General features: G+C 63.6%; 16 protein-coding genes and 3 pseudogenes. 12 read left to right on the top strand and 7 right to left on the bottom strand.

Annotation, left to right across the window (positions count from 1 at the left end):
- Positions 1 to 358 precede the first annotated feature (358 nt).
- Complete coding sequence (locus tag HF886_RS20705; protein WP_169653358.1) at positions 359 to 559, top strand: hypothetical protein; 201 nt, start codon at positions 359 to 361, stop codon at positions 557 to 559.
- Between the two features lie 132 nt (positions 560 to 691).
- On the opposite strand, the gene HF886_RS20700 is transcribed toward HF886_RS20705, so the two are convergent.
- Together HF886_RS20700 and HF886_RS20695 are read right to left on the bottom strand one after the other, a co-directional pair.
- The gene (locus HF886_RS20700) at positions 692 to 1705 is read right to left on the bottom strand and encodes a hypothetical protein (RefSeq protein ID WP_169653357.1); all 1014 of its coding nucleotides are present in this window, start codon (positions 1703 to 1705) and stop codon (positions 692 to 694) included.
- 6 nt (positions 1706 to 1711) lie between these two features.
- Positions 1712 to 2871 (bottom strand): annotated as a pseudogene (locus tag HF886_RS20695) (tyrosine-type recombinase/integrase).
- A gap of 318 nt (positions 2872 to 3189) precedes the next feature.
- Here HF886_RS20695 and HF886_RS20690 point away from each other — a divergent pair.
- The 4 genes from HF886_RS20690 to HF886_RS20675 are packed head-to-tail and all read left to right on the top strand — an operon-like array spanning position 3190 to position 7889.
- Positions 3190 to 3879: a TnsA-like heteromeric transposase endonuclease subunit gene (locus HF886_RS20690; protein WP_346765430.1), complete on the top strand. Its 690-nt coding sequence runs from the start codon at positions 3190 to 3192 to the stop codon at positions 3877 to 3879.
- Positions 3876 to 5930, top strand: a complete 2055-nt coding sequence (locus tag HF886_RS20685) for a helix-turn-helix domain-containing protein (protein WP_346765429.1) — start codon at positions 3876 to 3878, stop codon at positions 5928 to 5930. The genes HF886_RS20690 and HF886_RS20685 overlap by 4 nt, the downstream gene beginning before the upstream one ends.
- Positions 5927 to 6991: an ATP-binding protein gene (locus HF886_RS20680; RefSeq protein WP_169653355.1), complete on the top strand. Its 1065-nt coding sequence runs from the start codon at positions 5927 to 5929 to the stop codon at positions 6989 to 6991. Before HF886_RS20685 ends, HF886_RS20680 begins: the two co-directional genes overlap by 4 nt.
- Before the next feature lie 46 nt (positions 6992 to 7037).
- On the top strand, positions 7038 to 7889 hold the full coding sequence (locus HF886_RS20675) for a TniQ family protein (protein ID WP_169653354.1): 852 nt from the start codon (positions 7038 to 7040) through the stop codon (positions 7887 to 7889).
- 72 nt (positions 7890 to 7961) lie between these two features.
- On the opposite strand, the gene HF886_RS20670 is transcribed toward HF886_RS20675, so the two are convergent.
- From HF886_RS20670 to HF886_RS20660, 3 genes are all read right to left on the bottom strand, one after another.
- Positions 7962 to 8303, bottom strand: a complete 342-nt coding sequence (locus HF886_RS20670) for a DUF3703 domain-containing protein (RefSeq protein WP_169653353.1) — start codon at positions 8301 to 8303, stop codon at positions 7962 to 7964.
- A gap of 189 nt (positions 8304 to 8492) precedes the next feature.
- Positions 8493 to 10757 (bottom strand): cation-translocating P-type ATPase, encoded by a 2265-nt coding sequence (locus HF886_RS20665; RefSeq protein WP_169653359.1) that lies wholly within the window; start codon positions 10755 to 10757, stop codon positions 8493 to 8495.
- Positions 10750 to 11136, bottom strand: coding sequence for a metalloregulator ArsR/SmtB family transcription factor (locus HF886_RS20660; protein WP_169653352.1), 387 nt, complete (start codon positions 11134 to 11136; stop codon positions 10750 to 10752). The genes HF886_RS20665 and HF886_RS20660 overlap by 8 nt, the downstream gene beginning before the upstream one ends.
- Positions 11137 to 11275: 139 nt before the next feature.
- On the opposite strand from HF886_RS20660, the gene HF886_RS20655 reads away from it, so the two are divergent.
- Positions 11276 to 11935 carry a thioredoxin domain-containing protein gene (locus HF886_RS20655; protein ID WP_169653351.1) on the top strand — a complete coding sequence of 220 codons (660 nt, stop codon included), beginning with the start codon at positions 11276 to 11278 and terminating at the stop codon, positions 11933 to 11935.
- Positions 11910 to 12551, top strand: coding sequence for a vitamin K epoxide reductase family protein (locus HF886_RS20650; protein ID WP_169653350.1), 642 nt, complete (start codon positions 11910 to 11912; stop codon positions 12549 to 12551). Before HF886_RS20655 ends, HF886_RS20650 begins: the two co-directional genes overlap by 26 nt.
- 1211 nt (positions 12552 to 13762) lie before the next feature.
- Here HF886_RS20650 and HF886_RS21195 read toward each other — a convergent pair.
- A pseudogene (locus HF886_RS21195) lies at positions 13763 to 14248 on the bottom strand (ISNCY family transposase); the annotation flags it as partial.
- A 325-nt stretch (positions 14249 to 14573) separates the two neighbouring features.
- Between HF886_RS21195 and HF886_RS20640 the strand changes: the two are divergent.
- From HF886_RS20640 to HF886_RS20620, 5 genes and pseudogenes are all read left to right on the top strand, one after another.
- Positions 14574 to 14804: pseudogene (locus HF886_RS20640) on the top strand (transposase); the annotation flags it as partial.
- 21 nt (positions 14805 to 14825) lie between these two features.
- Positions 14826 to 17003, top strand: a complete 2178-nt coding sequence (locus HF886_RS20635) for a glycosyltransferase (RefSeq protein WP_346765428.1) — start codon at positions 14826 to 14828, stop codon at positions 17001 to 17003.
- 21 nt (positions 17004 to 17024) lie between these two features.
- Positions 17025 to 17408: a hypothetical protein gene (locus HF886_RS20630; RefSeq protein WP_169653347.1), complete on the top strand. Its 384-nt coding sequence runs from the start codon at positions 17025 to 17027 to the stop codon at positions 17406 to 17408.
- A gap of 11 nt (positions 17409 to 17419) precedes the next feature.
- Complete coding sequence (locus HF886_RS20625) at positions 17420 to 18301, top strand: DUF692 domain-containing protein (RefSeq protein WP_169653346.1); 882 nt, start codon at positions 17420 to 17422, stop codon at positions 18299 to 18301.
- The gene (locus tag HF886_RS20620) at positions 18301 to 19038 is read left to right on the top strand and encodes a hypothetical protein (protein WP_169653345.1); all 738 of its coding nucleotides are present in this window, start codon (positions 18301 to 18303) and stop codon (positions 19036 to 19038) included. Before HF886_RS20625 ends, HF886_RS20620 begins: the two co-directional genes overlap by 1 nt.
- A gap of 37 nt (positions 19039 to 19075) precedes the next feature.
- Here the strand turns inward: HF886_RS20620 and HF886_RS20615 are convergent, their stop codons facing one another.
- The gene (locus HF886_RS20615) at positions 19076 to 21445 is read right to left on the bottom strand and encodes a hypothetical protein (RefSeq protein ID WP_169653344.1); all 2370 of its coding nucleotides are present in this window, start codon (positions 21443 to 21445) and stop codon (positions 19076 to 19078) included.
- Positions 21446 to 21834 lie beyond the last annotated feature (389 nt).

The raw sequence follows: 21834 nt of genomic DNA, 5'->3' as shown, positions 1-21834 counted from the left end.
TTCGGCATGGGAAACATCCTTCCATCGTGAGGAGTGATCCTCACAGATCAGATGTCAACCAAACCGGGGGCAGTCCCAAACGATTGTCTGACCCCCGTAACTTTTGTGTGGTGGAGGACGCTGTATCCGATGTCCTGGGGATGAAGGTGGACCTTGTCTGGGCTGAGGAGAATCCCGACTCTCCCTGAAAGTCGAGGGCCTCGAAGATTGGCATCCCGCACGAATGCTGGAGGGTCTTACAGCTCCTCGATCAACCGCCCTCACCTACGCTGGGTGCGTGCCGGAGCCCCGGTAACGAAACCGTCGTCTCTCCGATGTCACAGACTGGACAGAACGTACGTCTATGAAAGGCACCTGAATGCTGCGCAAGTTTGTCGTTGTGACCGCGGTGACCGCCGCGCTCGGAATGGGTTCGATGGGTACCGCTGCTGCGGACACCGCTCCGCCCGCGTCCGGCCTCAATTTGTGCAAGTGGGAGCGCTTTACGCCGGAGTGCATTGCACTGTGGTTGGCGGGCGTGGCGACCGGCTCGGCGGGATCCGGTTCTGCCTTGTCCTGATTGACGACGCTCGGCTACCCCTGGCTCTGGCGCACTCCTGCGGGAATGCGTGGGAGAGAACCAAGACCGACGACAACTGCATGAATGCACTGCATGCGTGCACGTCCAGCGGGCGACTCCACCAAACTCCCTTCACAGTCCCTCCAGCACTCCCATCAGATCCTGTAGTAGTGCATCGGCACGGCCTTCGATCTCGTCGAAGACATCGGTGAGGTTCTCGAGAGCTTCGTGGTCGCGGTGTCGGGCGGCGGTGCCGCGGTCGTAGTAGGTGGGATCGAGGACGATCTCAGGCTCGACCAAAGTATGGGTATCGACCTCTGAGGGAACGGGCAGCACTTTCCGCACCGGGACACGACCAGACAGGTGCGCCTGCACCAGCGCCGACACCGACTGCGCAGTCATGGGTTGGCCGTGTGGGAGGTGGCCCCAGCGGTCGATCGGACACAACAGCGGTTGCCGGCCCTGTTCCGCATCGAGCGGATCCGCGACGATTTCGACGGGGTCGGTGAGGTGATGGCGCAGCAGATGGGTGCCGGGATATTGGTCGAGAAACGCCTGAATCTCCGCCCACCGCCGATAGATCGCGGCTGCCGGGTTGTCCCCCGTTTCGGGATCCGGTGCGAGCCGGAATCGTTCGCCGGCCCGGGTCGTGACCTGGAGGGTGTCGTCGTCGAGGTGGAGGTCGCGGCGGCGCAGCCGGGTGAGGTCGGTGAAGGTCATGCCGGTGGCGGCGAGGACGAGCAGCAGGGCGTCGCGGCGGCCGAACAGTCCGCTCGGCCAGCCGGTGCTGGGCAGCTCGACCGCCCGCTCCAGCAGCAGCCGAGACAACCGGTCGAGGCGTTGAGCGCGGGTGGTGTCGAGGCGCCGGCGCACCGTCTCGGTCCGCCCCGGAGCGGGGTAGCCGTGCCCGGTGTGGACGGCGTTGATCGCAGAGAGCCGGCGTCGCTGCGTCGCGACCGCGGCCGGGTGCTCGTGCAGAAACAGTGCGAGGGTTTCCGGGGTGGCGGGGACGGGCCGGTGGTCGGCGGCCGCGCACCAGTCGGTGAACAGTGCCCAGTCGTGCCGGTAGCGGGTCGGGATGCGTAGGCCGAGGTCGGCATCGTGACCATCGTTGCGGCGGAAGTCTTTTCGGTCAATGCTGGGCATCGCGCCTCACAACCCGAGGTTGGTGACCGCGTTGCCGATGAGCGGGGCGTGTTCGCGGGCGTAGGTTTCGAGCATGGCGGGGGTGGTGTGCCCGGTCTGGCGCATGATCGCGTGCGCGCTGGCGCCGTTGCGGAAGGCCTGGGTGACGAACCCGGCCGCAGCGAATGCCCACCGAGCTGCTGGACGATCTCGGGGTCGTAGCCGGCCTGTTCGGCGCGGCGGCGGATCGCCTTGTGCACGGCCGCCCCGGACAGGGGTGTGTCGGAGAGGTTGCCGTTCTTGCGGATCGCCCGCAACCACGGCGACGACGGCACCATGCGGGGGCGGGTCCCGCGGCACACGTGCGCCGCGAACGGCTCGGCGGTGCGCAGCAGGCGGATGACGGCAGGACGGCCCCCGGTGTCGAAGGCGGCGACGACCTGCGCCCATCGCAGCCACGCACACGGCGGGCAACTCGCGTGACTGTGCGTGAACGGCAGCGCCCGGACACTCCCCCGTCCCTCCTGATCGGTCTTGGACCTGCGGAGTTTGATGTGCAGGCCGTCGAGCCGATGCAAGGACACGTCACTGCAAGTGAGCGCGACGAGTTCGCTGCGGCGAAACGCCCCCGCGAAGCCGAGCAGCAGGATCGCGCTGTCGCGGCGTTCGAGGACCTCGTCCGCCCACCCCTCGCAACGTGCCCGTGCTGTGTCGACGATGGTGACGATGTCGGCGGTGAGCAGCGGCGCCCGCGGAGTGCGGGGCCGCTGCCCCGCCGCGGCGTAGTCCCGGCGGATCCCGGACAGGGTCGCGGTGACCAGCTCGTCCGCCCCGGGGGCGGGGTGCCCGGCGCGGCGGTGGTGGAAGCCGATGCCGGCGACCCACCGGGCCAGTGTGCTCGGGGAGTAGGCCCGCTCCCCTGTCTCCGTGACGGTGGCGGCGGCGTCGTGGAGGTAGGCGGCGACGGTGAGTGGATGCGCCGGCACCGCGGCGTGGCCTTCGCGTTGGCACCAGGCGGTGAAGCGTTGCCAGTCGGCGGCGTAGTTGCGGCGGGTCGACTCCGAGCGCGACCGCGAGACGGTCCCGGCGACCTGCGTGAGGGTCTCGACCGGCAACACCGGCACGGACGGTGCAGCGGGCTCCGCAGCGGTCGACACAGAGACGTCGGAGGGGTCCGGGTGGCGCATCAGCAGGTCGTCGGGCACGAACCGGGAGCCTACCGCCCCGTTCGGACAGGTTCCCACCGGAAAACGCGCTCAGCAGCGGTTTCGGGTGAGATGGTGCGCTAATGCCAATTAGCAGCACCAACTCCGCACAAACCGTGAGTGACTGGACGCGATGGGACCGTTTTGCGGCTTTTGTGCAGTTTTGTAGGTTCTCGGGTTCGGTGTCAGTTTCTCGATTTCATGTCAGTTGGCTGTCAGCGGCGTGTCGATTTCTCAAATTCGTGTCAGTAGCGGGACCCTGAAAAAGTGCCCCGGACCAGCGAGGTTGAGGTCAGGTACGTGCAGGACTCAGACGCTCCTGTCGCGACGACCCTCGCTGCGGCAGATCCCCATCGGATGATCCTGGGTCTGCCGGTACGGAAAATCCGCAGTCACCCCCATCAGCGCCACTATTCCGGGATGTTCTGGTCGGCCACCAACTGTGGTCATGTCCTCTACGAGAGCCGACTCGAACTGGACCGATTGTGGCTGGCGGACTACGCACCGGAAGTGGTGCGGATCGCCGCACAGCCGATGTGGCTGTGCGGCCCGGACGGAAGGACCATGCGTCGGCATGCGCCCGATCTGCTGCTCCAACGCACAGACGGCGGATTCACGGTCGTCGACGTAAAACCCGCAGAGTTCGCCCGTCGCGACGCAGTAGCGCAGGTGTTCGCCTGGACCGAACGACTGTGTGCGAGTCGGGGCTGGTCGTATGAAGTGTGGACCGGTGCAAACCCCGTAGTGCTGGCGAATCTCCGAATCCTCGGGGGCGCTCGTCGTAGCGAGTGGATCGACCCCGCGGTGATGAGGGCACTCGACAGCGTCGCAGTGCCCGGGATGACCATCGACGATTTCGCCGCATCGGTGAACAGGCCAGGCTCGCGAATCGCGGTGCTGGCGAAGCTGTGGTCCGGTCTGTGGTCGGTGGACCTGACGGTGCCGCTGTCCGGACAGTCGCAGGTGTCCGGTGTAAGGAGCACACCGTGACCAACATCGTCGAACTACGTGCAGGAATCAAGGTCTGGCTCGACGGCTGCTCATGGGAAATCGTGGCGCTGCAGGGACACGATGTCACCCTCCGGTCCGGAATGCGGATGCAGCGTGTCACGGTCACCGAGATCGCGGCACGAGGAACAGCGATCTCACCGCCGGACGACACCGCCTCCGCTGACCCTGCCGCCGTAGTGCTCTCCTCGCTGACCGCAACCCAGATTCAGGAACTGGAAACACGAGCCGAACACGTCTGCGGCATCCTGACCGAGGTTGCGACCTCCGGCGCCGAACTCGAATCGGTGTTGGCCACCAGAGCCGCGGAACTTCATGTCTCTGTGCGCACCCTGTACCGCTGGATCGCCGGATACCGCGCGGCAGGAATTGCAGGGCTGACGGACAGTCGGATCCGTAGCCGCTACGCCACCAGTGTCGATCACCGGTGGGACGCAGCATGTGTGCGGGTGCTCGATAGGTACGTCACCGTCTCGACCCCGACGATCGGCGCGGTCATCGATGCCGTTGCCAAGGACCTGGAAGCAGAATTCGGGCCGGACATGGTGCCGCTGCCCTCCCTGAGCACGGCATACCGGCGGGTGAAGACATTGTCGAAGGGGCGGCACGCGTTCGGTAGCGCAAAAGGCCGGCGGTCGGTGGCGGACCGGCCCCGCGGTGTCCTCGGCCGACTGCGCGCGACCCGTCCGGGGGAGTACGTGGTGCTCGACACCACGCCCCTGGATGTGTTCGCGATGGAACCGGTCACCATGCGCTGGGTTGGGGTGGAGTTGACCGTGGCGATGGACCTGTACACCCGCTGCATCCTCGGCCTGCGCCTGACACCGCTGTCGACGCGTTCCCAGGACGTGGCGAATGTGCTGTACCAGTGCATCACTCCCGCCCGCGACACGTACCCGACTGCGGATCAACTCTGGCCGTATCACGGGGTGCCACGAAACCTGCTCGTCGGCACCGAGACCCCGGACGGGATCTCCCAGCAACGCGTCGGGGATCTACCGGCATGTCTGCCCGAGGCGATCGTCGTCGATCACGGCAAGCAGTACCTGTCCTCCCACGTGATCGGAGTATGCGCCCGCCTGGGCATCACCGTTCAGCCGGCGATCCCACACAAGCCCACCGACAAACCCACCGTCGAACGATTCTTCCGCACCCTGCGCGAATCACTGCTGCAGCACCTACCCGCGTACAAGGGCCCGGACGTGTACTCGCGCGGCAAAGACGTCGAAGACGCCGCGTTCTACTACGTCAGCGAACTCGAGCAGATCATCCGGGAATGGGTCGGCCGGGTCTATCACCACACTCGTCACGACGGGCTGTGCGTGCCGGAACTGCCGCGGGTGGGGTTCTCGCCGAGCGAGATGTTCGAGATCGGCGTCACCAAATCGGGCGGTCTGCTGTTGCCGGCGAATCCGGATCTGGCGTACGAGTTCCTCGACGTGCGCTGGCGCACGATCCAGCACTACGGAGTCGAGGTCGACGGGTTGCGTTACGACGGGCCCGGGCTCAGCCTGTACCGCACCACCCGCTCACCGTATGGCGGTGTGCACGCCGGTAAATGGCCGATCTTCGTCGACAATCACGACGTTCGGCACGCCTGGTTTCAGGATCCGGACACCCACCGCTGGCATCAGTTGGTGTGGGAGCACGGTGCCTGCTTGAACCAGCCGTTCAGCAAGGACGCCGCCGACTACGCCAAACGGGTCGCCGTGCGCGAGCACCGCCACCTCGATCCCGCCGCCGCGGTACGGGATCTGTTGCTCGCGTGGAGCCGCGACGATGTCGAGACGCGCCGCGACCGCGCTTTGGCCCGTCGCCTGAGTGCCCACCGCCCGGGCGCGGACTCAGTCGGACAGCAGGCTGATCTCGACGACGAACGCGACACTGCGTCGGTGCCGGGAGTTACCGAGCTACTCGACAGCCTCGGCGGTGCCCGGTCGTCTCGGTTGGAGGTGGTCGACGACGTCGACGTGTTCGACCGGTACTACGCGGAGCATCCCGACGAGGAGATCTTCGAGGTGTTCGACGAATGAACCCCTGGGCCACCTGGCTGGCGACATATGGCACCGCCCGCTACCAGCTTTCCCGCAAACAGGGCTGGCACGCCTTCGTCACCGCCCCACCGCGTGAACCGTTCGAGGTCCTCTCCCGCCCCGCGATGTCCCGACTGTCGGAGGAAGAGCTCGAGGACTACAACGAAGCCCGGATGGTGTGGAACGCGAACCTGCCGACGATCAAGACCAGCCAACTCGCCGCCGCCTACGGGATCTGCGATCAGGTGATGGCCTCGGCGTATCGGGATGGTGACAAGCTGCGTGGTTCGGTGGTCATCGACGCCGAGCCCGGCCTCGGCAAGACCACGATCGCCACCCGCTATGCCCGCGACGTCCACCGCCGTGTTCTCCGCCGCGACGGACCCCTCACTGCGGAGGGGCATCAACGGTGGCCGGTGGCGTTCATCCCGCTCAGTGCCGGGGTCACCCTCAAAGGCCTCAACCAGCAGATCCTGCGCTTCTACGGCCATCCGGCGGTGGACCGTGCCTCCACCTCGAAACTCGGGGCCTTGGCGGTGGACTGTGTCACTTCCTGCGGCACCCGATTGATCGTGCTCGACGATCTGCACTTCGTCGACTTCCGGCACCACAACGGCCTCGAAGTGTCCAACCATCTCAAGGGTTTGGCCAACGACATGGCCGCCACCTTCATCTATGTCGGGGTGAACTTGACCGCTAAACGCTTCTTCGACGAAGGCCTGTTCGGTGAGCACGCCGTCTATGCCCAGACCAGCCGCCGCGCCACCCGCTGCCCGGTTGCTCCGTTCGGTATCGACACCGACACCGGGATGCGCGGCTGGCTCGCGCTGCTGCGTACCGCCGAAGAGCACCTCGTTCTCGCCGACGCTCGCGCCGGGATGTTGTGCGAGCATGCCCGGCTGCTGCATCGCCGCACCCAGGGGCGGATCGCGTCGTTGACGAACCTGCTCGACCGCGTCTCGTATCTCGCGATCGTCACCGGCGTCGAAGCCGTCACTGCGGAGTTGATCGCTACCGCGACTGTCGACAATGCCAGCGAATCTGCCGCCCGCACCGGCTGAGACCGGCTCGTCCCACCCCGGCCGGGTTCGTGGTCGGGGAACCACTATGGCCACGATCAGAGTCGACCGGTGGCCGATCACCGTGGGACTGCACCCCGGCGAGTATTTGCCGGGCTGGCTGATGCGCGTCGGTTGTCGCTATCAACTGACCCCGGTCCAGATTCTGCGCGGCTTGCGTGTGCCGCGGAGCCCGACCGGCTACCACCTCGTTCTTGAGCACCTGAGCCTGCACGCTCGGTGGATCGCCGCTCACCTGGGTGTCCCTGCCGGTGACCTGCGCGCCGCCCTGTGGGGTCGGCCGATCGATGCCGCTGCGGCACGGTATCTGGTGCACCATCGCCGCATCCGGCCCGACCGGGGAGGTGCACGTTTCTGCGCCCGATGTCTGGCCGAGTCCGAGCCGTGGTGGCGAGCGGACTGGGCCAATCCGCTGTTGCCGCTCTGTGTACGCCACCAGGTGTATCTGCGGTCGATATGCGAAGGTTGCGGGCAGGTGCCGTGGACCGGGACGGCGTGGATGAGCGCGCTGGCCCCGCCCTGGCAGTGCCCGCAGCGCCATGCTCGCGATCCGCAGCGTCTGGGGCGTGTGAGACCGTTCTGCCGCTACGATTTGCGTGACGCTGTTGTCTTAGCTGCCCCGGCGAAGTTGTGTGACGCCCAGCAGAATCTGATCGAGTTCGCTGCCCTCGCCGACCTTCAGCCGAGCCTACAGTTGCGCTACGGCACCGACGTACTCATAACCGAAGCTCTCGACGAACTGTGCCGGCGTTTCCTCGAAACAATTGATGCCACACAATCGAACGGGTACTACACGGACGGTCCTCCGGTGTCGCCGACGATGTTTGATGATCGGCGTGTCAGCTCACCCCGTGGCCACCGCTACTCCTGGTGCGATTAGTTCGTGAGCCAGATGGTGCTGGCGTTGACCGGTCCGGCCGCCGTGAACACGAGTGTGGAAGTGCCACTGGGGTCACCGGAACAGGGTGGTAGCCAGGTCGGCCGGGATCGGCATCGGAGTCAGGAGTCCGGCGGCGACCCGACCGGTGTTGCCTTCGGGATAGCGACCGGTCAAAGAACCCGGTGCGGCGACGATGATCCGCAGCACCTGGCCGAATGCTTCGCGCCGATCGCGTTGGTGCAAAGCCAGGGAGAACATGGCCACGTGGTTGCGGGTGTGCAGCCACGGATCGGGTTGGGACACGATGTGGGCCCGTTCCAGGTGAGTCCACCGCGCCTGAGCGGTGGGGGCGGTTGTCGCCGCAGCCATCTCCTGGTGATACACGTTTCGGGCGGTCTCGGTGATGCGGCTCATGACATGGTCCGTTCGGTTGTCCCAACAGGTGCGGTGCAGTTGTCGGGATGAGCGTCAGTGTGGGAAGGAAGGGTCACGGCGCCGTGAGGAGGCGGCCCGGCCCGGGGGGGCGGTGATGTCCAGCTTCATCGTCATGGCGGGGCCTGTGGATCCGGACCCATCCGGTGAGGCGATCGTGGTGCGAGCTCGTCACCGCCGAGTTCTGGTCGACCGGGTGCGGCGGTGCGAGCGAGTCCCGCCGGTCGCCGCCGAGTCCCGGAGAGGGTCGCCGTCGGTGCGCGCGAACTCGGGCGAGGACGTCGCAACCTCGTCGGAGCAGCATCCGCACGCGGACGAACCAGGCGGTACCGAGAGATCCAGTGAGATCAACGGCAGTGGTGAGATCAACGGCAGTGACTCCAAAGTGGTGGTGGACGAGCGAACGACACTGTCTGTGTGCGCCCGCTCTGGTGTCGGTGGGCAGCAGGCGTCGTCGAGGGTGTGCGGGGCGGGTGCGATGGTCACATGCACCGGACCCGATGCGGCCAAAGCTGTGGTCAGGCCGGCTATCGGCCTCGTGCGGGCGGCGCGGATGGCGTTCGCGATGACGAGGACCTCGGCGGACTCGTGGATGAACACCACGGTGGCGAGTCCGAGCACACCGGTGGCCGCCAACGGGATCAGCACCGCGATGATCGCGAGCGAGAATCCGATGTTCTGCAGCATGATTCGGCGAGCCCGGCGGGCATGCGCGAGGACCTGGGGAAGGTGGCGTAGGTCCTCGCCCATCAGTGCGACTTCGGCGGTCTCGATGGCGACATCGGTTCCCATAGCGCCCATGGCGATGCCGAGGTCGGCGGAGGCCAGCGCGGGGGCGTCGTTGATGCCGTCGCCGACCATCGCGATTTTCCGGCCCCGGGACAGGGTCGGCAGCAGGTTCGCTTTGTCCTCGGGCAACAGTTCAGCATGCACCGTGGTGATGCCGGCGTCGGCGGCGAGAGCACCCGCGGTGCGCTCGTTGTCGCCGGTGAGCATCGCGACATCGATCCCGAGCCGGCGCAGCTGGTCGACCGCGTCGGGAGCTTCGGTGCGCAGTTCGTCGCGGACCGCGATTGCCGCGATCACCGCCCCGTCCCGCTCGACCATCACGACGGTGGCGCCGGCCTCCTGCAGCCGGGACACGTCCGCGGCCAGAGCGCCCGGGAAGATCCAGCCGGGCTTACCCAGTCGCAGCGTGGTTCCTGCGAGGTCACCGGTCAGACCGTGTCCGGGGATCGCGGTGACCTCGTCTGCGGGAGTGATCATTCCGTCGACGGCGTCGAGAACGGCCTGCGCCAACGGGTGTTCGCTGCGGGCTTCGAGGGTCGCCGCGGCAGTGAGGGCGTCGGACTCGTCGACGCCCGGGGCAGTGACGACGGCGATGACGCGGGGGGTGTTGCGGGTCAGGGTGCCGGTCTTGTCGAGGGCGACGACCCGGATGCGGCCGAGTTCTTCGAGGGCGGCTCCGCCCTTGATCAGGGCTCCGTGCCGGCTGGACGCGCCGATCGCTGCGACGACGGTCAGTGGGACCGCGATCGCCAGCGCGCACGGGGACGCGGCGACGAGCACGACCAGGCCGCGTTCGATCCACAGCATCGGATCACCGAGCAGTGACCCGAGCGCGGCGACGAGCGCGGCGAGGATCATGATCGCCGGAACCAGGGGTGTGGCGATGGTGTCGGCGAGGCGTTGTCCGGAGCCCTTGCGTTCCTGGGCCTCCTCGACGATGTGCACGATCCGGGCCAGTGAACTGTCGGATGCGAGTGCAGTCACCTCGACCTCGATGGCACCGCCACCGTTGATCGCTCCGGCGTGCAGATCGTCGCCCGGCCCGACCTCGACCGGCACCGATTCGCCGGTGATCGCGGACAGGTCCAGGCTGGTGCGGCCGGAACGGATCACCCCGTCGGTGGCGGCCCGCTCGCCCGGGCGTACAAGCATGAGGTCGCCGAGCACCAACTCGTCCGGCGCTACCGACCGCTCTGCGCCGCCGCGCAGGACGGTGGCCGTCGGTGGGACCAGCGACAACAGTGCCCGCAGCCCCCGGCGGGTGCGGGTGACCGCATAGTGCTCGAGCCCCTCGGCGATCGAGAACAGGATGCCGAGCATCGCCGCCTCGGGGATCTCACCGAGCGCGACCGCGCCGATCGCGGCGATGGTCATCAAGGTGCCGACACCGATCCGGCGGTACCGCAGATTCTTCAGTGCGCCCGGCACGAACGTCGAGGCGGCGACGACGGCCGCAATCAACTCCACGACGGTCGCGGTGACATCCGCACCAGCCCGACCGATCATCCAGCCAGCGGCCAGCAGGACCACGGCCACGGCCGCGACCTGCAGTTCGCGCACCTGCCACCACCGCTGCAGCCCATGGTCCGGTTCGGCTCCGGGCTCGGGAGGTGAGGCAGGAACCGGTCCGCAGCACGCGTTAGACATGGTCATCCTCCAGGACAGGAGTGGCATCGGGGATGCCTGTGACGGCGTCGACGAGGGCCGTCCCGCGCGGGGTCAGGGTGTACATCACCAACCGGCCCTGCCGCCGGGAGTTCACCAGGCCGGCGGTCTTGAGCTGGCGCAGGTGATGGGAGACCAGGTTCTGTGCTTGACCGACCACCCAGGCCATGTCGCACACACACAATTCATCGCCGGCGCGCAGGGCGGCCGCGATTGTCAGCCGCGTCGGGTCGCCCAGGGCTCGGGCCGCGGCCGCGGCCGGTTCGACCCGTGCCGGTACCGGTAGTTCGGCGCGGATGCGCTCCGCATGCGGCAGATCGAGGCAGAGCAGGTCGCAGGAATCCACCGTCTCGTCGGTCATATCGATATTCTAACGGATATTGATATGTCAGGACAGCCCCTTCGCGAACTCATATCAATGTTCGTTAGGATGTTGCTGTGACTTTCCCGCTCCGCCCGACCTCCCCCGAGCTCCCTCCTTGCGCAGCGACGGCGACCGCATGAGCCGGGGACTGAAGATCTCCGCAGCCCTGGTAGCCGTGTTCACCGCCGTGGCAGCGGTCATCCTGACGGCCCCCGGCACCACCGCCGAACCGGACACCACCTCTGCTCCGGGTGGGTCGGCGGCAGTGACCGCAGTGGTGCGCCCCGACAGTCACCGACTGTCCTCCGCCCCACAGGGCAGCCCGGTGTTCGTGGAGTTCCTCGACTTCGAGTGCGAGGCCTGTCGGGCGGTATATCCGGCGATCGAACAGCTGCGCGCCGAGTACGGGGACCGGATCAGCTTCGTGGTCCGCTACTTCCCGCTACCCGGCCACTTCAACGCCGAGCGCGCCGCCCGCGCCGTCGAAGCGGCCGCTCAGCAGGGCGCCTTCGAACAGATGTATCAGCGCATGTATGAAACGCAGACCGACTGGGGTGAGCAGCAGGTGCCCAAGGACGCATTGTTCCGGAGTTTCGCCGCCGACCTGGGCCTGGACCTGGCGGCCTTCGACGCCGCCTACGCCGATCCGGCGACCGCCGCCCGCGTCGCCGCCGATCTCGCAGACGGGCAGGCCCTCGGGGTGCAGGGCACCCCCTCGTTCTTCTTCGACGGCCGGCGGTTCGAACCGTCGACCTATCAGGATCTGACCGATGCCTTCGACGCCGCCCTCGACTGACACCGCAGCACCGGCCGAGACGGCAGCAGAACCCGGGCGGCTCAGCCGATTGCTGCCATGGCTACTGTTCGTGGCCGGGCTCGTCGGATCGCTCGCCGCGTTCGTGCTCACCATCGAAAAACTGGCGTCGGCAGCGGATTCGAACTACATCCCCTCATGCAACCTCAACCCCGTGCTCAACTGCGGATCGGTGATGGACACCGACCAGGCGCAGGTGTTCGGGTTCCCCAATTCCCTGCTCGGCATTGCCGGATTCGCGGTCGTCGCGGCCACCGGCGCCGGACTGCTCGCCGGGGCCTGCTTCGCCCGCTGGTACTGGCTCGGCCTACAGCTCGGTGTCACCGCCGCCGCGATCTTCGTGCACTGGCTGATCATCCAGAGCCTGTATGTGATCGGCGCGCTGTGTCCGTACTGCATGATCGTGTGGGCCGTAACCATCCCGATCTTCTGGTACGTCACCCTGCACAACCTACGCGCCGGCACCTTCGGCCGACCGATCCGTACGAGCGTGCTGACTACCGCAGGTAACCATCTGGTGCCTGTGACGATGTGGTTCCTGATCGTCGCCGCGCTGGTGCTGCACCGATTCTCCGCGTACTGGGCGACGCTGGTGTAGTCGAACAATTACCCGACCGGTACGTCCTTACACATCTCGGGCAGGGCCTAGAGCCGTCCGGATGGGTGTGGCAAGCCGACCGCTGCGCACACTCCGGGGATTCCGACAAGATCGTGAGAAACCCGGACTGACACGGACTTGGAAACCCACAGGTCCAAGGAGTGTCCTACTGACCCGTCCGGCGAGAACCTACAATTTCTGAGGACTCTGTGAGACTTCCCACCGGGATGTGAGACTTCCCGCCGCAACGTCAGTGCGGTGAAATGGGCTTTTCCCATCTGCGTCAGCGGGTTTTCCCACTCGATGTCAGCCTTGTCCGGACGTTGGGGTTGACCTTAGGGGAATGTGACGGAGGAAGAGATTGATGCATCCGTCCTGGTCGAGGAGAGTGCAGGGCCGGATGCTGCCATCCCCAGGTCCGACTCGGCCACTGACATCGAAACGGGAATCGCTACTGACACTCCGACGGGAATTCTCAGCTGAGAGGCCGCACGAAATTGCCAGCAGGTCGACCTGGCGAAACGTCACTCAATGTCAGCAGCAGGCCGCACGGAATGTCAGCAGCGTCCGGGGCAGGGGTCGGTGGTTGAGCTGGGGAGATGTCGAACGCAAATGTCGCCGGTTGGTGACATCTCCATGCTGCTTACCCGCTGACATTTTTGCGCAGCCTCTCAGTCAGCGCCATGGTCGCGGATGTCGTCGCCGCCATTCGGATACGAGGCACATTCCATGATGAATGGACACCGACGACTACGGGAACACTCGCCTGGCAGCGACCCGACTGAATCACCACAGGGGGTGTGTTCAGGCATTGACGGGCACTGCCGCCTCGCCCGTGATCCGTCAATCTGCAGTGGCGTGTTCTGTCAGTCTTCGCTGCATCTCGACATTTGGGATGCAGCAAAGACTAGCGAGATGGACGGACAGATTAACTGGACGATCCGAGGAATGCGAACGTCCTACCTGCGGTTTCTCCGCACTATGCGGGTCGGTGCGCCCTGATTATCGCTAATTTGGCCCGCTAAAGTAGCGGATTCCGCTTGTGGCCGGGTGCATTCCCGGCCCGACTCGGGTCAGATGGAGAGGACAGTCGTGATCGCCTGGGATTTGGCCATCTTCTACCGCCGCGGTCGGTTCTCCGACGGCTCGTGTCCTGCGCTGTCCCCCGGCCTCTGATGTCTTTCCTGCCCGCCGGTCACGTCGAATCTGCTCGCCACCCGCAGTGCAGCCAGGATGCTCTCGCGACTCGGGGTCTGTGGCGTCACCGCGGTCCCGAGGATCACGTCGTGGCATGCGTCGACGAACCAGGTCACCCACGGTGTGACGATCCGGCCGTCCACGTCCACCTGGACCGGCGCTTGCACGTGGTCGACTTCCCATGCCTCGTTTCGGTAGGCGGCCGGTCGTTGCAGGAACTCATCGAACTTCCGCCGTTCCCGCTCGCCCAGACGCAATCCGGCTCGCTGGCCCGGGGTCAGATCCCGCGCGACGGCCCGCTGCACCGTCGAGATGCTCGGCGCGGGCCGGCCGTCGCGGGCGGCTTCGGCGGCCAGCTCCCGGTGCAGAGCGGCGGCGTTGCCTCGCCAGTACGCCAGCCGCACCCGCAGCTGGTCGTCAATCCGGAACCGGTCCCGAGGGGCTGGGGTGTGTCCGTGCCGACGTGCGGCCACCCATCGCCACACCGTGCGATCGGCGACCCCCAACGTCTGCGCAACCATGTGGGCATGTGCTCGCGACAGCGACTTCTGGTCGGCCAGTTGCACCAAGCGATCCACCGCGGCTCGGCGCAGCGCATGTGTGCTCGCGTCGACCAACGTCTCGGCCTTCCAGAACTCGTGGCGCACCCCCGGTGTCGGGCACACCGACAGGCAACGTTGCTGATTTGACCACGTGCCTGCCGGTGGGAAGACCTGATTGGTCAAGATCGTCCCGTCCTTCGTAGAGCGAGTTAATTGCCGATCACTACCCACAGGAACAACCAATTGATCCTGCTCATCGTGCTGACATTTACATGCGGCTTACCTGCTGACATCTTCGTGCGGCCTCGCAACTCGGACAGGCTCGCACCTCACCGATGCCTGTGGGATCGCTGCTCGTGCCGCCGCCAAAATACTTCTCGAGACCGGCGATGTGCGCCGGTTCACCGAAGCCGGCTTCGCGCGATTCACCGGCACAGCACCCATTCCCGCCAGTTCCGGTGAAGGTGGCAAACAACCTGTCCGTCACCGCCTCAACCGCGGTGTCAACCGCGCGTGCCCGAAGCCATCGGTGTCGATGACCAGCACCGCGGTGAGCAGTCCCTACTCATTGTTCCAATTACCCTTGACACGCTGCTGCACTCTCTATACTTGTGATCAGCAGCGAAACCTACACCCTGAAGAGCATTATGTGGACCGGGCAGGTGAAGTTCGGTCTGATATGGGGAGACAAGGTCTCTCACGGGACAATACCGTCAGGACTCCGACCCCGTTTCGTCGAGCAATACGGAGTTGCTACCAGTGCGGATTTGCATTGTCGGCAAGTACCCCCCCGATTCAGGGCGGGGTCAGCGCGCGTAACTATTGGATCGCCCGCTGGCTCGCTGCTCAAGGCCACAGCGTGGATGTTGTCACGAACGCCGCAGAGGTCGAATCGGGATATCGTATTCGGCTACTCCAGGGTGACACGGAGTGGTTGACACCACGCTTCGAACGGGGGGGCGTACGCATCTGGGGCACTGAGCCGCACGGGCCGCGCTCGCAGCACATCCCCGATCACAACCCTTTCGTCACGAAGCTCACGTCGCTGGCCATCACCGCGATCGAGACCGCCTCTACTGACGTCGTCCTCGGCATCTACCTCGAACCGTATGCTCTTGCAGCCTATCTCGCAGCCACACTAACGAACCGACCTCTTATTTTGCGCCACGCTGGCAGCGATGTCGGGCGACTGCTCCAGCAACCGCAACTCGGTCCATGTTACGAACAAGTACTGCGTAATGCTGACCTCGTCTGTGGTAGTCCTTCGACCCTAGAACACTTTTCACGCATCGGCGTTTCCACAGAACACTTGTATCCGGATCCAGGCTTCGCCGTACCGCAGGAAGTGTTCCATCCAAATGTGATGCCAATCGACATTAATCGACTGCTCGCCGCGCTCGCCAACGACTCGGGCGTTCCGGCCACCGGGCCGTTCGCACCTATCAATCGAGCTCTGCCTACGATTGGCATTTACGGAAAGGTTGGAATTTCCAAAGGAAGCTATGATCTGGTTGGCGCCCTAGGCAACCTGAAAGAACGCGGCCGCAGATTCAACTTCCTAACCATGTGTGGCGGGTCCCCGACAGAAATGACCCGATTCTCAGAGGCGATTGTCCGTGCTGGTATTGAGGCGGAAACACGGCACTTGCCGTTCCTTGCGCATTGGCGCGTGCCCAGCTTCTTGCGGGCGCTGACGGCTGCATGCTTCCTTGAGAACCGGTTTCCGATTGCGGCGCACGCGCCTGGCATTCCTCAGGAGGTACTGATGGTTGGCGTGCCTCTGATCACGACAGCCGAGATCGCGCGCAAACAGTCCTTCGCCCCCGCATTGGTACATGGACACAACATCCTAATCGTCCGCGATCCGCGCGATCATGCAGAACTTGCAGGGGTCCTTGACCGCGCTATTGCGGGAGGAGATGATCTTGCCGCTCTCGGAGACGAAGGCCGGCGGTGCGTGAATCCTGAAGGAGTTGAAGGCTGCCTTGCGCGCTATGAGGCCACACTTGAACACGCGTTGGTGATTCGACAACGCCGCACTGACCCTCATCGTCACGCGCCGATTGCCCCTATCTTGGCAAAACAGGATGCGTCGGCCTGGCGTTCATTTCCGGCCAGCCGACGTCTGTTCTGGACTATTGCTAAGCGGATCGAGGCCCTGGAGCCAGATAGAGACGCTTACCTGCAGGCACTGCGGCTTTGCAGTGCCTGTGCGGAGCACTGGCATGCGCTCTCGGCCTCACTTCCGCCCTACACAGGGGAGGTGCTGCGATTTGAGTTGCATCAAGTCCCGGACCCGGACAAGATCGACGCAGCCGACACGCTGCTATTCCGCGCACCTGTGGCTGATCCGGAGAGCGTCATCATGACGGCCCGCAACGTGACATTGCGTGCCTTCGATCATGACATGGATGCACTGATCCATGTTCTTTTGGACGACCAAGAAGCTCCTGCAATCTGGCCTCACAAGCCGAAATACTACGTCTTCCAGCATCTACCTGGGCGAAGTCGAAACCGTGTGATCCGGGTGAGTTCCACCATTTACCAATTGCTGACGTCGATCGATGGAAATAGCGGGATCAACCAACTCCTCCGCCGGGTTAACGCGCAGAACAACCTAAATAGCAGCACGGCATCGCAAGGTGCGCTGTCCACACTCCTCCGGGAGGGAATCATTATCGCCCCTCCGGTCAGTGCAGTCGGATCCTCGTAACCGCTCGAAGGAGCACCCCAGATGACGAAGAAGAGTGACGCCAAGAAGACCAAGGCTGAGCTACTCAGCGAGGTGGAACGCAAACTAGTAACCAAACCCGACACGAACAACATTGTCGAGTCCGGCGTTGACAAACGCAGCTCAGCCGGGCTGTCACCCGAGATGCCTACCGAGCTTGGCAAGCAGATCGCTCACCTCGCCGGTAAGCACAATGTCGTCGTCGAATGGACCGTTCAGCCCCTCGATCGCCGGGAAGTCGCAGCCTGCGCTTGCGTTTGTAGCTATGTGTGCTCCTGCTACGCGTTGCCGGAGTCGCATGCTGAGGTTGTGCTCGATCCCATGGTGATCGGAAGGCGGGTTCTGGAAGGCGACAACCTCGACCTCGGTGCGCTGTTCGATAAGTAGGAGCGTTCGCGATGCAAAGTGAGCCTGTTACACGGCCGCATCTGCTCGACCGTGCGCTGGCAGTAGGAACGGGCTTTCGTAAGGAAGCGCAAAGTGCGATCCGCCGGTCGTTGCACGAGTTCGACGTCCTCGAAGTCACTGTCGACCACTACTTGCACGGCACGCCTCGGGTTCGCGAGCGTATCCTGGCCATAGCTGACGAGCTGCCGGTAGTCGTCCATGGTGTCGGGCTTTCCGTGGGGACGGCAGTGCTTCCAGACAAGGCATATCTCGATGCAGTGGCCGACTTCGTGGAACGCGTGCAGGCGCCGTGGTATTCAGAACACCTGGCATTTACCGGTGTTCCGGGACGCGATCTTGCGCAGCTGATTCCACTTCCGCGCACACGCGAAAGCCTCGACGTACTCGCTGAGAACTTGGCAGTCGTGCGTGCTCATGTGCAGGTTCCGATCGTACTTGAGAACATCACTTACTACTTCACCTGGCCACAGGACGAGTATGACGAAGTGACCTTTTTGGTACGCGCGTTGCAGGAGTCGGGGGCATTTCTGCTTCTCGACCTGGAGAACCTTCGCATTAACGCCAGCAACCACGGTTTCAATCCGGTGGCCTTCATTAATGCGTTGCCGCCGGGAATCGTGCGTGCGGTGCACGTCGCGGGGGGTATGCGCGAGGGCTTGGTACATATCGACAGCCACAACCGGCCGGTCAGCAGCAATGTGCTGCAATTGCTTGCCCGTACACTGCTGCGCCAGATGCCCGACACGATCATCGTCGAACGCGATGACGCACTCGACGCTTTCGACGAGGTCGTGGCCGACTGCCAACACGTCCGAAGTGTCGTAGCTGGGTTTGACATTTCAAATTCAGCCTCTGGTGTGAAAGCGGACTGATGGCGCGCGACGAGCTGTTGCAGCTTCAGAGCACGTTGGTGACCGAAATTGGCGCGTCCCATTACTTCAAACAGAAGTTCGCGACCCCTCCGGCAGAACTATCCGGTCTCAATCCGCAACATTTGTCACTTCTCGCACGCATGACTCATGCAAAACGTCTCGGCAAGATCGCCCGTGTGCTGCCAGTAACATATGGGGTGCTGAACCCTGAACTACCGACGATTTTTCCACAGTTCGTTGAAGAATTTCCGATGCGCGGTGCGAACGGCGTCGCCAACGCGATTCAGTTCCACCATTTCCTTCGCCGTTCCTGCAACCGAGGAAACTTGCGGCATTCATTCGTCGGCGATCTCTCGGCCTGCGAAAGTGCGCTCGCGCTCGTCTCTTTGAAGGAGCCCACTCAAAGCTGGCGCCAAGTCCATTCCGACGTCGGTCGGCCGGTATTCGTGAGAAGAGCGGAGCATGTTGTCTTCATCACCTGCAGCCACGACGTGCAGCCGTTACTTGCAATGGGAACCTTCGAATCCGACGCCGTGACGCGTCGGGCGGTGCACCTCACGTTCGCTCCAGGCACAGGTAACACGGAGCCTCGGGTGTTCGAGCTCCATCCCGCGTTGTTCGTCTGGGCGCAGCGTTTGCGGAGATGGCAGCGTCCAAAAAGAGAAATGCTGCCACTAATCCAAACCCTTTGTAAAGCAGGTGTGTTGCAGTGTCACCACAGCGATACGACGCCGTGAAACAGCAGTCGGGTTCCCACACTCAACCGAAATTAAATCAGCCGCACTTGCAGTACGGGCCTCCAGGATCAGTAATCTGGGATGGCATAAGTTTGTTGCATGAAAGCACTACCCGGACTGAACACGTTGGTTGGCAGCCATAGCGTACGATTACAGTTCCAGTGAATTTGCCATTCGCGTCGACCGGGAAGGTCTGAGAACCATCTTCCGGAGAGTCCATCCCGCAGATATGGGTTGTCCCGAACGACGTGAAGATTCCGTCAAACTGCGGCATGATCGTGACCGTCGTACCTGCATCCTTAGGGAAGTTCTGCCCGGTGACACTGAACTTCACACCGCTGGTGAGTGGTTCACAGGTGTAAGAGTAGCTCGCCGGCTGCGACCCCCCTGACTTTGAACCTGATCCGATCTGGATCGGGTCAGGAGGAGTAATTAGCTTGGGCATCAGCGTGATCGAGCCCGACCAAGGCTTGTATCCTGCTGCAGTTATCTGGACAGTAGCCGACGTTCCAGTGCCGGCTGCGGTCCACGCAAAGGACTTGTTCGTTTGACCGACCTTGGTTCCGTTGATCAGGACATCACCGGTCACTAATGCCTGATTCCGCGCAGAGTCAGTCGATGTAGCAATGAGGTTACTTGTAGCACTTGCATATACAGTAGATGGAGCGATCGACGCCGACATTGTTCCAAGAACGACCGGCACCGTATTGCTCTGGTTCTCGCTGGCGTCAGCGTGACACAGGCTCTGAAACACCGTAATCGTGTCACCCTCGAATAATTGACCCACAAATACGGGAGTCTCCGGCGCCCACGCGTCCGACGTGACAAGCTTCTGCCCCCCGGGGTGGTCACGGCCGATGACCCTAGCGATGACGCGTGCACCGACGGTCAGATTCCTCACAAATACGGTCGTGTCAAGCGGATAGACCGGCTCCACAATGGCAGCCTGCAGCACGCCGCGATCCGTTTCGACAGTGGTTGCTGCCGAGTGCGAGATCGTATCCTGACAGCCCGTTGCGCATGCCCATACACTGTCGCCCTCGATCATGCCGTAAGGCACGTATACGCTGATCTCACTCGTTTGCGCCTTGCCCCGGCCGATGCGTCCAGCCAGCAACTCCGCGGGGTTACCACCTAATTGCCCGCCGCGCATCGTCGAATGAATGCTTACCCACGAACCGGGACGTACATCCACGACCCGTATGTAGACAGCACACGCAAGGATCCTGTCGGGCAATTTCGGCGCCGTCGATGCACCGAGCGGCTCCATTGCCACTGCTGGGGATGGTTGGCTAGTCCAGCCGCACGCCGTCTGTGTGATGGTGAGGTGGGGTAGGGTGCCTGGCAGCTGATCCGGCTCGGCACCAATACGATTGATATAGATTGACGGTTTGGGGTCCTTGACGGGGAAAGTACCGCGACCGACGAGCTGTTGCCTATCACCGGCCGCCGTCTTGAAGTTCACATAGACTGCATAGTCAGCTCCGGGCTCAATATTCAGTAGCTCCAGTTCCTCGGCATCGAGGCAAACCGGCGGAACAATCAGCGGGGGGTGGATGAGCCGCGGCTGCACCTCGTACTTGGTTGACGGGTCGCTCGATTCAATCTCGCAGCGTCTCCCCATTCGATGATCGGCATACACGATATCGCCCGCGCGAAATGGTTCGGGAACCCAAAAGCGTGTCTGTTCATCCCGCCCGTACCCGGTAAACTCTACCGACGTTCCGCCACGCTCTCTTAAGACGTGTGTCGCGACACCATTTATTGTACCTGCTATATCCACATACCAGCCACAGTCGGGCGCCTCTTTAATGGTCAGCGGAAGCAGTTGGCGGTCTGGTGTCATAGGAACGTCGATGATCGGCATCGGGTACCGGTGTTCCGAAATATCTCCTCCGGCAATCTGCCTCAGGACAACCCGGTTTTTGTCGGTCACGCCAGTGACGAGTTCTACCTCGGCAAGGCCGTTGTAGGTCTCACCCTGCCCGAGCATCACCCCTGATCCAATGCCTCCGCTACCTCGTTGGTGCACTTCAAATTCTGCGCCAGGTGTCGCACCACCCACCCGGACCGAAGATACGCAGGTGTAGATCGTTCCGAGGAGCTGAGCATCATTGAGCGGACTCGACACCGGCTGGATGATCATTGCCTCGGGAGAAGGTTCGCTCGGTGGGCCGCCGACGTCTTCCTGAGTCGCCGTGACCATCGTGCCAACGGCGAGCGGCAGGAATAAGGGGGCAATCGGTACCTGGTCGCGGCCGCCGAGCGAGTCAACCTTAGTACCAATCTCAGTTGTTCCGTTTGCCCAGATCCTGAGGGTCGTTCCGGCCTGCTGGTTATCCACCACTACAAAGGTGTTAAGCGTGGACATCTCACCGACAATCTGTGGCGGAAGTAGATTGGGCATGAAAATCTCCCGGCTCAGTACCGCAGGAAGTAAGGATCAATCCGGCCAGTAACGAAATTCAGCGAAGGCATTTCGCGGAGTAAACAATTTCAGGCGCACAGGAAAGGCGCTGGCAAATTTGGTTACTTCTACAGGAGCGCTAGCATGACTAGGATAGCATCCTGCCCGGCAACATCCAACGGAATAGAGCTGCCGGAAGAAATGTCCTCACAGGCCTGCTATACGTCCCCCTTGGCGCGCGGCATCAGCTTTGGATGATGCCGCACACCAATAATCGTCTTCAACCTAATCCGAAAATGAGGTGACGTTGCCCCCAGGGCCTCGGCAAAGTCGTAAGTAAGACCAGCTGACCTGCGGTTTCAAGGTGGGATGGCGCACGATCAGGGACG

It is taken from the genome of Rhodococcus sp. 105337, assembly GCF_012844225.1.
GTDB lineage: Bacteria > Actinomycetota > Actinomycetes > Mycobacteriales > Mycobacteriaceae > Rhodococcus.
Note: the sequence above shows the minus strand (reverse complement) of the source record. Positions and strands in the feature narration are given on the sequence as shown.